General features: G+C 44.0%; 7 protein-coding genes. 1 reads left to right on the forward strand and 6 read right to left on the reverse strand.

Annotation, left to right across the window (positions count from 1 at the left end):
* Positions 1-160 precede the first annotated feature (160 nt).
* The 3 genes from clpX to tig form a co-directional block, all read right to left on the reverse strand.
* A complete protein-coding gene (gene clpX, locus OCU35_RS09645) occupies positions 161-1,438 on the reverse strand; it encodes an ATP-dependent protease ATP-binding subunit ClpX (RefSeq protein ID WP_017027462.1) in 1,278 nt (425 codons plus the stop codon).
* Positions 1,439-1,505: 67 nt separating this feature from the next.
* Positions 1,506-2,129 (reverse strand): ATP-dependent Clp endopeptidase proteolytic subunit ClpP, encoded by a 624-nt coding sequence (clpP, locus tag OCU35_RS09650; protein ID WP_017027461.1) that lies wholly within the window; start codon positions 2,127-2,129, stop codon positions 1,506-1,508.
* Between the two features lie 110 nt (positions 2,130-2,239).
* The gene (gene tig, locus OCU35_RS09655; RefSeq protein ID WP_102334464.1) at positions 2,240-3,541 is read right to left on the reverse strand and encodes a trigger factor; all 1,302 of its coding nucleotides are present in this window, start codon (positions 3,539-3,541) and stop codon (positions 2,240-2,242) included.
* A gap of 515 nt (positions 3,542-4,056) precedes the next feature.
* Here tig and OCU35_RS09660 point away from each other — a divergent pair.
* The gene (locus OCU35_RS09660) at positions 4,057-5,460 is read left to right on the forward strand and encodes a sensor domain-containing diguanylate cyclase (protein WP_261825274.1); all 1,404 of its coding nucleotides are present in this window, start codon (positions 4,057-4,059) and stop codon (positions 5,458-5,460) included.
* Here the strand turns inward: OCU35_RS09660 and OCU35_RS09665 are convergent.
* The 3 genes from OCU35_RS09665 to gltX form a co-directional block, all read right to left on the reverse strand.
* Positions 5,457-6,515: an HD-GYP domain-containing protein gene (locus OCU35_RS09665; RefSeq protein WP_261825275.1), complete on the reverse strand. Its 1,059-nt coding sequence runs from the start codon at positions 6,513-6,515 to the stop codon at positions 5,457-5,459. The genes OCU35_RS09660 and OCU35_RS09665 overlap by 4 nt on opposite strands.
* A gap of 8 nt (positions 6,516-6,523) precedes the next feature.
* Positions 6,524-11,944 (reverse strand): ATP-binding protein, encoded by a 5,421-nt coding sequence (locus tag OCU35_RS09670; RefSeq protein ID WP_261825276.1) that lies wholly within the window; start codon positions 11,942-11,944, stop codon positions 6,524-6,526.
* 82 nt (positions 11,945-12,026) lie between these two features.
* Positions 12,027-13,454 carry a glutamate--tRNA ligase gene (gltX, locus tag OCU35_RS09675; protein WP_261825277.1) on the reverse strand — a complete coding sequence of 476 codons (1,428 nt, stop codon included), beginning with the start codon at positions 13,452-13,454 and terminating at the stop codon, positions 12,027-12,029.
* Between the last annotated feature and the right edge of the window lie 124 nt (positions 13,455-13,578).

The raw sequence follows: 13,578 nt of genomic DNA on the forward strand, positions 1-13,578 counted from the left end.
AAGAATCAGCTAACTTACTCAAATAGTGCCCGTTTTTCGTTGTTTTGACTGAAATAGAATGCAAAACAGTGGAATACAAGTCATCTCATACGTAAGTATGCGATCAACAGACACAAAAAAAGCGAGCTACTGCTCGCTTTTTATTTTCTAAGGCTCAACCTTACGATTCTGCAATCGCCGCTTGGTTGTCACCGCCGTTGTAGATCATCAGTGGTTCAGACTCACCATTGATAACAGACTCGTCGATAACCACTTTGCTTACGTCTGTCATTGAAGGCAGTTCGTACATGGTATCAAGTAGCACGTTCTCAAGAATTGAGCGAAGACCACGAGCACCTGTTTTACGCTCCATTGCACGCTTCGCAATTGCGTTAAGTGCATCTTCACGGAATTCAAGTTCTACATCTTCGATGTCAAACAAGGCTGCATACTGCTTCGTCAGTGCATTCTTAGGCTGGCTAAGAATCTGAATCAAGGCAGCTTCGTCAAGTTCAGTAAGAGTCGTCGTTACCGGAAGACGACCGATAAACTCAGGGATAAGGCCGTATTTAACCAAATCTTCAGGCTCTACTTGCTTGAACATGTCGCTGATGCTCTTGTTCTCGTCTTTAGCGTGGATTTCCGCGCCAAAGCCAATACCAGAACCCGTTTCAACTCGTTGCTCAATCACTTTATCTAGGCCGGCAAATGCTCCGCCACAGATAAATAGAATCTTCGAGGTATCAACCTGCAAGAACTCTTGTTGAGGGTGCTTACGACCACCTTGAGGCGGAACTGAAGCGATTGTACCTTCAACCAGTTTAAGCAGTGCCTGCTGAACACCTTCACCAGATACATCACGGGTGATAGATGGGTTTTCAGCCTTACGAGAGATTTTATCAATCTCATCGATGTAAACGATGCCGCGCTCAGCTTTTGCTACGTCATAATCACATTTTTGAAGCAATTTCTGGATGATGTTTTCTACATCTTCACCCACATAACCTGCTTCAGTTAGTGTTGTAGCGTCCGCCATAGTAAACGGTACGTCTAGGAAACGAGCTAGCGTTTCTGCAAGTAGTGTCTTACCACTACCCGTTGGGCCAATCAGCAAGATGTTACTCTTACCTAGCTCAACACCGTCAGCGGTTTTATCACCGTTACGTAGGCGCTTGTAGTGGTTGTATACAGCTACTGAAAGCACTTTTTTCGCATACTCTTGACCGATTACATAATCGTCAAGGTGTTCACGAATATTTCGTGGAGTCGGCAACGCCTCTGACTCTTTCTTCGGCAGAGCCTCTTTGATCTCTTCACGAATAATATCGTTACAAAGATCAACGCACTCGTCACAGATGTAAACGGACGGGCCCGCGATCAACTTGCGAACTTCATGCTGACTTTTACCGCAGAAAGAGCAGTACAAAAGCTTGCCACTCTCTTTGCTTTTATCTGTCATTCGCTAACCTCTTAGCTTTAAACTTTAATCTAATAAAGTTTACATCAAAAAACTTGAACCGACGGGCTTATTTGCCTCGAGACAACACTGAGTCTACTAAGCCGTATTCAACTGACTCGTCTGCAGACATAAAGTTGTCGCGATCGGTATCGCGCTCGATTACTTCCATTGGCTGACCAGTATGTTCAGCAAGAAGTGTGTTTAGTTTCTTTTTGATAGTCAAAATTTCTTGAGCGTGAATTTGAATATCAGACGCTTGGCCTTGGAAACCACCTAACGGTTGGTGAATCATCACACGAGAGTTAGGAAGAGCAAAACGCTTACCTGGTGCACCACCTGCTAGCAGGAATGCGCCCATAGAGCACGCTTGGCCCATACATACAGTGCTCACATTCGGCTTGATGTACTGCATAGTGTCATAAATAGACATGCCAGCAGTTACACTACCACCAGGAGAGTTGATGTATAGGAAAATATCTTTTTCTGGATTTTCTGATTCTAGGAACAACAGCTGGGCCACTACGAGATTGGCCATGTGATCTTCGACTTGTCCAGTCAAGAAAATGATTCGCTCTTTAAGCAAGCGAGAATAGATATCGTAAGAACGCTCGCCACGCGAAGACTGCTCTACCACCATAGGTACGAGTGCATCGACGATCGGCGACATTACATTTTTTTCTTGGTAGCTCATAGTGTTATATCCCTATCCCTAAAATAAATGGCCCGAATGATTATCTCATACGGACCATTATTAGTAGAAGTGTTATTTAAAAGTCAACCTTCTACGTGAACACAACGCCATTAAGCAGGCTGTTGGTTCATAATTGCATCAAATGACTCTTCTTTGTCAGTCACTTGTGCTTTAGCGATGATAGCGTCAATCGCTTGCTCTTCTAGAGCAACGTTGCGCATATTGTTCATCATTTCTTCGTTGCTTTCGTAGTAAGCAATAACTTCAGTTGGGTCTTCGTAAGCTGTCGCCATTTCAGTGATAAGAGCTTTAACTTTCTCATCATCTGCTTTTAGCTCTTCAGCTTTGATTACTTCACCTAGAAGAAGACCAACAACTACGCGCTTCTTAGCTTGCTCTTCGAACAGTTCACGAGGAAGCTGGTCAGCAGCGTCAGTGTTGCCACCGAAACGTTGTGCAGCTTGCTGGCGAAGAACACCGATCTCTTGCTCGATAAGAGCAGAAGGAACAGTGATGTCGTTTTCTTTAGCAAGACCGTCGATTGCTTGATCTTTGATGCGAGTCTTAACAGCTTGCTTAAGTTCACGCTCCATGTTCTTGCGTACTTCAGCTTTAAGTGCGTCAACACCGCCTTCTTCAACGCCGAACTTAGCAACGAACTCGTCAGTAAGCTCTGGAAGCTCACGAGCTTCAACTTTGTTCACTTTGATAGAGAACTTAGCTTCTTTACCCTTTAGGTTTTCAGCGTGGTAGTCTTCTGGGAAAGCTACGTCGATGTCGAATTCCATACCAGCAGTCTTACCTGTGATACCGTCTTCAAAACCAGGGATCATACGACCTTGGCCCATTTCTAGTGGGAAGTTCTCAGCTTTACCGCCTTCAAACTCTTCACCGTCGATAGAACCAGAGAAATCGATAGTTGCACGCATGCCTTCTTCAGCAGCTGCATCAACTTCAGTCCAAGTTGCTTGTTGCTTACGTAGAGTTTCAATCATGTTGTCTACGTCTGCATCTTTAACTTCTACTACTGGTTTCTCAACAGCGATGTTCTCAAGACCTTTAAGTTCGATCTCAGGGAAAACTTCTAGAGTTGCAGTAAATACAAGATCTTGACCTTCAGCGGTTTCTACTGGTGCGAAAGTTGGAGCACCTGCTGGGTTGATCTTTTCTTTAACGATAGACTCGATGTAGTGACGCTGCATCACTTCACCCATAACGTCGTTACGTACCGCTTTACCGTACATTTTCGCTACCATTTTCATAGGCACTTTGCCTTTACGGAAGCCGTCAAAACGACGGTTTTTAGCGATGTTACGTAGTTCAGCTGTTACTGCATCTTCAATGTTAGCAGCAGGAACAGTGATAGTTAGACGGCGCTCAAGACCTTCTAGAGTTTCAACAGTAGCTTGCATTATTTTTAAACCTCAACAAAAGCTCAGTTTCCTGAGCATGGCGTCACAGCTCTTACAGAGAGTGACAACATCCTAGTGTGCGCCTCAAAGAGACACCTAAATACAAAAAAGAGTGCCGTTGCTATCAAAGCAACAACGAATCAATTAGCGATATCTTAAGCCAAGACATCTCCAATTAACCTCAGAGTAATAAATTGACGCGACATTCTACCGACATAGACCAGCTGTGTCGAGACGTGCCCCTAAACACTCTTCAATATTGATGGCGAGATATTTTAGAAATCTCACTGAAAGATACAATGGGGGCAGGTTTGATAAAATCAACGGCAAAAATAAAAAATGCCATATAAGTACAAAAAACGAGATCTCCCTCAAACTTCACTTACTTTACAGATCAGCGTATTGTTACACGGCAGAATAGTCCTACCTTACTGCTGAGAATTCACTATGCTATTTATACTTCAGTCAAAAGTAATATCTGTAAATACATTCGCAATGCGAATCGGTGGGAAAATGTGCAACTAACGTCAAAGCTAGAAAAAGCCCTCATCACATCTGCAATACTGCTATGTGGAATAGTTGGAACCTATTTCATAGAGAATCAGTACGCCCTTAAACAAAATCAATTAAAAACCATCCGCTTTTCTGATGCGCAAAACAAAGTGGCAGAGGTTTCGGCTGAGCTGTCTTTATCCTTGCAGAAAAAAATCTACTCAGCCTATACATTAGCCAACATCATTAGCACTCAGCCTGGTATCACCAATCAACAGCTACAAAAAATCAGTCAAAGCCTACTCAATCACGACAACCAACTTATGGGGCTTGGGGTTGCTGTCGATGACGTCATCACGTATGTCTATCCTGAATTACTCTACGCCGCCGCTATTGGGCGTGATACAACAGAATCTCCGGCGGTTAGAACTCAGATACAAAAGCTTAAAAGTAACCCTCAGACCTTAGCTCAAGGCACGGTACACAAGGTTGAAGATGCACCCGAGTTGTACATACTGCGCAGTCCCATTTTTGCAGGAGATATCGGCAGTCGCACCTACCAAGGACACATTCTTCTGTTGGTTAACATACAGAAAGTCGTAGAAGACACTCACTTATTAGATAACGTTTACTCTATTGCTGTAAGGCAGAAAGAAGACCCTACGCAAGTATTTGGCGACCTACAGGCGATGAAAAAGCCACTGCTGGTGAATGATATTGAAATTAACTACGGAGATTGGGAGGTGTTCATTGCTGAAAAGCCGGATGCCAACCCAGCCTTTTGGTATCTCATAAACCCAGTCAGATGGTACGGCTATTTAATACTGTCCATCATTCTCGCCATGTTTGCCATCATCTCAATGCTTTATCTGCAAGCTAGGCAGCGCTCTATGCAAGATGAATTGACAGGCCTCCCAAACCGTCGCTACTTTATTTACACCCTCAAAAACATCATAGGGAACGCTAAGCATTCGGGGACACGATTTGCTTTACTGAATATCGACCTTGATGGTTTTAAGCAGATAAATGATAACTACGGTCATGCCAGTGGCGACCTCATATTGAAACAAGTGGCTAAGCGATTACGAAAAAGTGTTCGTGCCAACGATACGATTGCGCGTGTGGGCGGGGATGAATTCCTTATTATTGTTTCTCGAATTAAGAACGAGGAAGAGTTAGCGCAATTAGTACAGTCCATTCAATCTAGAGTTGAGCAAGGCCAATATCTGGTGCAAGGTGCCTTCGTCAATATCAAAGTCAGCATTGGTTATAGCTTGTACCACAATAAGAACATCACTTTTGATCACTTGCTGTCTGAAGCTGACATTAATATGTATAAAAACAAGGCCCTCAAGCGACAACTTAAGGGCCTTCGTCGAGCAGAGATAGAGACTATCAATGCGCTAGATAAAAACAGTAACCACTAATCAGGCTCAGCATATTTTTTCATGATCTCCCGTATTTTAGGCTCTTGGCTTAAAAACAGCTCCACCAGCGTAGCATCAAAGTGATGACTCTTTTGTTCATCCAAAAACTGTAATGCCTCTTCAACAGACCAAGGCTGTTTGTATGGACGAGCAGACGTTAACGCGTCGAATACATCAGCAATAGCGCAGATGCGTCCAACTAAAGGAATATGCTCTCCTTCCAAGCCATTGGGGTAACCTGTACCGTCCCATTTTTCGTGGTGAGTTAAGGCTACGATACGAGCCATTTCCATGAGCTTAGAGCCTTCACAGTCCCCTAGGATATCCACGCCGATTTGTACATGATTCCGCATCACATTCCACTCTTCAGGGTCTAATTTCCCCTTCTTTAGTAAGATGCCATCAGGTATGCCAATCTTACCTATATCGTGCATGGGTGCCGCTTCTCTCAATAGATCAGCATGCTCATCCCGCATACCGCACGACTTCGCTAAAATATAGGCATAGTTCGCCATACGCAAAACATGCATACCAGTTTCGTTATCTTTGTATTCCGCCGCCCTTCCCAGCCTTTTAAGCAGCTCAACGTTGGTCTGTTTTATGACTTTTGTTTGTTCTTTTACCTTTAGATACAACTGCTTATTTTGGTCTGACAATGCCAAGTGTGTTTCAATTCTTTGCTTGGCGATGGGAGGAACGATAGGTTTTCCGATGTAATCCACCGCCCCAAGTTGCAAGCCTTTGATCTCATCCTCTGGCGATATCTTTGCAGTGACAAAAATAACAGGGATATGCTGAGTATTATCTTGGATTTTTAACTGGCGACACACCTCAAAGCCATCAATCTCAGGCATCATGATATCCAGCAAGATAAGGTCAGGAAGTGGTATGACTTGAGCCAGTTTCAGCGCCAACTCACCATTGGTCGCAATTCGGATTCGATAGTCTTGCTTTAACAACCCCGCTAAAACATCAATGTTTTCCGCGGTGTCATCCACAATTAATAACAAGGGCTTATCTTGATCCTGGTGTAGCATTGTCTTTTCGTCTGGCATCTCTTTCCCTAAGATTTGTGACTCTCGAACCAATCATTTAGCACCTTTAACGCTCCATCAAACTGATAGCTGGCCAAAGCGCCTTCTATGGCATCGAGTAATTGTAGTAGCTCAATCTGTGAATACTGCTCTCTAAGTGCTTGTACTTTATCCGTCGCTTGAAGGTCATAGTTTTCCACTAGCCCCTTAAGCTCGCTCATATGAGGATACAACTCTTCATAACGTACACTCTGCGCAGAGACTGTTATATCATCTTGTTCGCCATCTTGGGTCAACAACTCTAAAGCATGGCTATCATGCAGGTACTCTTCTATTGCAGCCTCTGTCTCCATCAATACCGAGCGAAGGCGCTCAATCTGCAAATGCGTTAACTCAGGAGAGTTAGAATGCATCTGCTGTTCATAACGAACGCACAAGCTGGTGAGCACCATGGCACCGATATTTGCTGAGGTACCTTTAACGGTATGGATTTCTCGTTTTGCTGTTTCCCAGTTTTTCTCTTCTATCGCTTGAGCAAAGCTATCGATACGCGCTGAAGAGTTAGTCAAATATTTGCGAAGTAGGTTTAACAGCAAGGCTCTATTTTGATTGCAGGTTTGTAACCCTTTCTCAGCAGAAAATAGGATGCCATCTTCAGATTCTTTCGTTGCGACTTGCGGCTGTATTATTTGTGGCGTTACATCACTCAGCCCTTGTTCCTTTTGAGCTGCACGCACCAATACTTCCATCAAGCGCGCCACTTCTATGGGTTTCGCTAAGTAATCGTCCATCCCTACTGCGGCAGCTTTTTCTTCATCACCCACCATCGCATTGGCCGTCATTGCCACGATAGGCGTTTGCTTATCGAACGCTCGAATTTGCTCAGTGGCTTGATAGCCGCCTAGGACTGGCATCTGAATATCCATCAGGATTATCGCATACTGTTGCAGCTTGGCCTTTTCTACAGCCAACTGTCCATTCCCTACCACATCAATATCAAGGTCAAAGGGTTCAAGAAGTCCGAGAACCAGTTCTTGATTGAGCTCGTTATCTTCCACAAGAAGCACTCGTGTCCCGCGTAACAATGCCTCGTGGTCAATGTCCTCACCTGTCGATTGCTTCGCATCATCAAACTCTAAGCCACTGACTTGGGCGAGGAACTCAAAGGGAAGCCAAGGGCGAGGTAAGGTTTCGATATCATTTTCTCTGGCGAGAGTAGTCCTATCTTCATTGGCACTACTTAAGACCACTCGTCCTTTCTCTTTAAGTTGCCTTAGCTGTGATTGAAATATGGAGGCATCTTTTGAGAGTCCGACATCGCAAACGTAGACAATGGACTGAACTTGATTAGCTTCTTTCAGCGCTTCTAATAATGTCGAGAAGTCATCATAAATCCTTGGGTTTAAATCAGTGCCAAGCAAGGCATTACGTAACGCCAGTTCCCCCTTTTCGGAAGACTCTAATACCCACAAAGACTTATCGCTCAAGTCACTGATATTATCCAATCTTTCTTGATTAAGCCTATTGGCGTTTGTGGCAACCTTAAGCTCAACCTCAAAGTGAAAGGTACTCCCTATTCCTAGCTCACTCTCTACCCATATTCGTCCGCCCATTAACTCAATAATCTGACGGCTAATACTCAAACCTAGCCCTGTGCCGCCATACTCCCGTGTTGTTGATGCGTCCGCCTGCTGGAATGACTCAAATAAGCTGTTGAGTTTATCTTCTGCAATCCCAATTCCGGTGTCTTGCACATAAAAGTGATAACGATACAGATCTTCTGGGCTATCCACAGGCTTAGCTTCAAGGCCGATAAGAATCTCACCCTTATCGGTGAATTTGGTGGCGTTATTACCTAGGTTTATCAACACCTGTGACAGTCTAAGCTCATCACCAATCACCATTCTTGGAATAGAACGCTCGATGTTATAAATGAAATCTACGTTCTTTTCTGCAATTCTAAAGCTCAGAATATTAGCGATATCCCTTAGGGTATCCTTTAAAGAAAAAGGGCGTTGCTCTAGGTCTAACTTGCCCGACTCAATCTTAGAAATATCCAATATATCATTGATTATCAACAATAAAGATTGAGCAGACTGATGGACCTTACTGATGTAATTTCGCGCCTTGCTATTCAAGTTACCTTCAAGGGCGAGATAAGACATACCGATAATGGCATTCATTGGAGTGCGGATCTCGTGACTCATGTTAGCCAAGAAATCACTTTTTGTTTGATTGGCTATATTGGCTGCAACAATAGCGTTCGCAAGCTCTTTATTAAGCGCCTTGATCTCTGAAATATCATAGCTCCAGAAAAGCACGGCCGGCTGACCTAGATAATCTATCTCATAGTAGCTACACAAAGCAGTAAACTGACTGTTGTCCTCTCGTTGAAACACCATTTCCCTATCAACGATCTTGCCTTTGTCTTGAAGCTCCTGATAGACATTTTCTCTATCCTCCGCATCCGCATAAACACGTGATATGAGTGTTCCATAAGATTCATTGCTGTTTAGTTTAAACTGCTCCAAAGCACGGGTATTGGAGTAAACAATGCGATCATTTTGTACCATGATTGCCGCAATACTCGAGGTATTGAGGATATCGAACAGTTGATTTCGACTGGCAAGGGCCTCCTGCTCTGCCTTAGTCGTCGCCTCCACCTGCTTCTTTAGCCTTCTATTTGAAATGAAAAAAATCACAAGGATAAGGAGCGAGAAACCGGATATCAACAATATCATTCGATAGTCGATCTTCTCTATCACTCGACTTGAGGCCCAGTTATTTATGATCTGCTGTTTTCGGCTAGCGCTGATTGAACGTACCGCTTTAGTGACAATAGAGCTGAGTATCGGCTCGCTCTTTAATGTGTGAAAGGTAGGGGTTACTGTGTAATCTAAGCGGTCCACAATGGACAAATTACGATAGGAGTGTTCATTAAAAATGAAGTTAATAACATAAGTCGTATCCACATATCCTTCTAACTGTTCGTTCGCTAATCGTTCCAAGCCAATAGCAGAACTATCCACTAACACCCACTCAATCTCTGGGTAGTTGTCCATTAGCGTTGGAGTATTTGAGGCACCGCGCTGAATTCCGACCCGTTTTCCATCCATGCTTTCTAAGCCATGACCATAGTCAAGCCCTGTCCTACACGCCACGGCAAGTTGATCCGTGAACAATGGCAAAGTCGTCACGTAATCATACGACATGCTCTTGTTTTCTATGGCGGCGGAAACCATCGGTAATTCTTGTCTCTCCACCTTCTCAACAGTTTCTTGCCAAGAGCCAACCAAGTAAGGTTCAAATTGAACGCCAACTTTACGGCTCATGTCCTTCAGCACATCGGCAACAATCCCTCGATATTCACCATTTTTCACCCCCTCATAAGGCAAAGCAGCAGGGTCGATACCCACCGAGATTACTGGATTCTTTTTGATCCACTCAACCTCTTGTTGAGAGAGATTTAACGTTGATATCTGTAAGTTAGAGCGCTGGTAAATTTCACGAATATTCTGATAATCGGCTGCGCTGAACCCCTCAAAGACACTTAATGGCGGGGTGTAGTTTTGGTCAAATGAGGTGCTATTTGTCAGCTCTGAATAAATGGTTAACTCGCCAAGGATAACCTGCTCTATGCCGTCTTCTTGCAGCAGAGGCTTGGTCAGATGTATCAACCCTTGGCGACTAAAGTCATCAACCTTTACCATCCGGCCTCTATTGGTGGAGTAATTGGTCACATTGTTGGGGTTGTCGCCTCTTTGAAGGCTAATCGCTTCGAAGCCACTAGAGAAATTAAACGCCTCAAACACCTTATCAATGAGCTCAGCTCTGTCTACAGATATCAGGTAAGTAATGATTTCTACCATCAATTCGCCACTTTGAGCCTTAGAGCGAAATGATGCGTTCTCGTACAGCTTTTCTAAGCGGCGGTACTTCGCACTGCGGGCAAAAACACTGATCTCAGCATTAAATTTGTCGCGAAGCACTGGATCACGAAAAGCAATCGTCAGCGGAACTCTAAAGCGAGTGCTTTGATCATGAGTAATATTGACGTTCAGTTCTTGATTAAGACGGCTAAAATGAACGGACAGTTGCCTTGAATCGAGTAGCAGATAATCCACTTCTCCTTCATCAAGCGCCTCTAAAGCGCGAGTTAAATCAATAAACTCCTTATCGATCCCTCGGCCAAACCGCTCTCCAAGCATTTTGATAGCATGGGCAACGACCACATCATCTCTACTTACAATACTCCCTACTATCTTGGGTACTTGACCATTTAACGCTATACGCTCACCCAAACGAGAAACCAGTCGGTACTCTTGAACTAAATAAGGGTCAGAGTAAAACAGGTCTCCCTGCGTTTGATTTTGCACTATCCAACTGTCGACAATTTGAGTTGATACAAAATCAAGGTCGTCGGCTACCAACTTTTTGGCATAATCAAAATCTTGGCTTCCAGCTAATAAATTACCTGCCTCGTAACCCATTGACTCAAACAGGTGTTGCAAGATAGAAAACTCTAGTCCAACGGCCGAGTCCGAGGTGTACATATAGGGGACACGATTGAAGTAGGTATAGCCATTAAGTCGATTTTTATGCGGCTCATTATCATACCAATGCGCCATAATGCCGTTTTGAATATCATAGGGCATGCTCTTCAATGTCTTATTTATAATCGACAATAATTGAGTCGCCTTGGGATTGGTGGCCATTTGCAGTCGCAAGCCATAAAGCGCTCTTACCGGTCTTAGTTCTTTGACGTTTTTGAGGTGGAGTCCTTTAATCAGGCCTTGAGAGGAAACTTTTTCACCCACAAAAGCATCAACCACACCAGCATCTAATGCTTTAAGCGCTTCTCTATCACTTTGAAAGTAAACTGCCTCTAAGTCGCTCTCTTGAGTATGGAGGTATCGGTCAACAGCACTTCCTTTAATGACAGCAAGTTTGGGCAGTATTTCAGAATTGGGCGTCAATTTTGCTTCAAAGGTATCGTTAATGTTGGTAAAGACAAAATAATGATATGGGAGGTATGGCACTGAATAATTGAGACCAATCTGTGACCCTGAAAAATCAAAGGTCATCGGATACAAGTCTAAGCTACCATCCTCTATGCCTTGGTAGCCTTCTTCAAGGGTAACTATAGGGACTTCTATAAAATCTATATCCGTCTCTTTTTCTATGTATTGAAGGTAATCATTAACTATACCGGCAAACTCGCCCCGATTATTCGTAAACATAAAAGGGTGATGACTTTCAAATACCGCAACCTGAACTTTTTGTCCCTCTCTAAGCCAAGCCTTCTCCTCTTCAGTCAGTTCGATATCAGCAAGACCAAGCGTTGAAAACAGCAAGCCGAACAGCAACGGTATTAAAAACCTAAGGGTATCAAAAAGAGGAATAGCACGAGATTTCAAGAAGGCACCATAGCGAGACAAAGACAGTCCCATAACTATAATACAAAAAAACCGCTAACTTACTGAAAGTTAGCGGTTTGATTAAATCAGTTTACTTAGCGTGCAACTCAGCTAATTAAGCATTTGCCTCGCGCTGTGCGATGAACTCAAGTGCAAGCTTGATACGAGCAATAACACGCTCTTTACCAATCAATTCCATGACTGCATCTACAGATGGAGATTGACCACCACCGGTAACAGCAACACGCAGTGGCATGCCGATTTTGCCCATGCCGATCTCTAGCTCGTCACAAACGGCTTTGATCACGCCATCTTTGATCGCGTCAGTAGACCAATCTGTCAGTGCTTCAGCTTTAGCCAGTGCCAATTCTAGAGGTCCTTTTGCTACGCCGCGCAGATGCTTCTTAGCAGCGCCCGCTTCAAACTCGCTAAAGTCTTCATAGAAGTAACGAACTTGCTCAGCTAGCTCAACAAGCGTGTTGCAACGCTCACCAACCAATGTGATCACTTCAGTAATTGCAGGACCATTGTCAGTGTTTAGGTTTTGCTGATCCAAATGCCATTGCAGGTACTTAGCAACGTACTCAGGCTCTGAGGTCTTGATGTAGTGGTTGTTTAGCCACAACAATTTGTCTGTATTGAACGCAGAGGCTGATTTAGAGATAGCATTCAGGCTAAAGAACTCAATCATCTCTTCTTTTGAAAAGATCTCTTGGTCGCCGTGAGACCATCCTAGGCGAACTAGGTAGTTGTTTAGTGCATTCGGTAAGTAACCTTCATCGCGGTATTGCATGACTGATACAGCACCATGACGCTTAGACAGTTTCGCACCATCGTCACCTAGAATCATTGCACAGTGTGCAAAGGTAGGAACTGGCGCATTTAATGCTTTGTAGATGTTGATCTGACGAGGCGTATTGTTGATATGGTCTTCACCACGAACTACGTGAGTGATACCCATATCCCAGTCATCCACTACAACTACGAAGTTGTATGTTGGCGCGCCATCGGTACGACGAATGATAAGGTCATCCATCTGGTCATTACCAATCTTAATGCGACCACGAATCTGGTCGTCAAATACCACGCTACCCTCTTTCGGGTTGCGGAAGCGTACTACGTAATCGTCACCCTCTTTAGCTTGGGCATTTGTTGCAACAACTTTAGGGTGATTAGCATCGTAGCGAGGCGCTTCTTTATTGGCTTCTTGTTCAGCGCGGATCTCTTCAAGCAACTCTTTAGACGCATAGCATTTGTACGCTTTGTCTTCTGCTAGCAGTTGGTCGATACACTCATTGTAGCGGTCAAATCGTTTAGATTGGAAGTACGGACCTTCATCCCAATCCAGTCCCATCCACTGCATCCCCTCAAGGATAGCGTCTACTGCTTCTTGAGAGTTACGTTCTAGGTCAGTGTCTTCGATACGCAGTACAAATTCACCACCTTGGTTTTTAGCATAAAGCCAAGAGTAAAGTGCAGTACGTGCACCGCCTACGTGTAGGAAGCCAGTTGGGCTTGGGGCAAAACGAGTTTTTACCGTCATTGAATTTACCTTTAACAGTCCAGTCGCTTGGATAAGCGTAAAATTTGTCGCTATTTTAGCACCGAAGTACAAATGTACAACGAGATCCAGCTGAAACTAGTTAAAGAGGGGCAGAGTAAGCCTT

Origin of the sequence: Vibrio breoganii (genome assembly GCF_024346795.1) — a bacterium.
GTDB lineage: Bacteria > Pseudomonadota > Gammaproteobacteria > Enterobacterales > Vibrionaceae > Vibrio > Vibrio breoganii.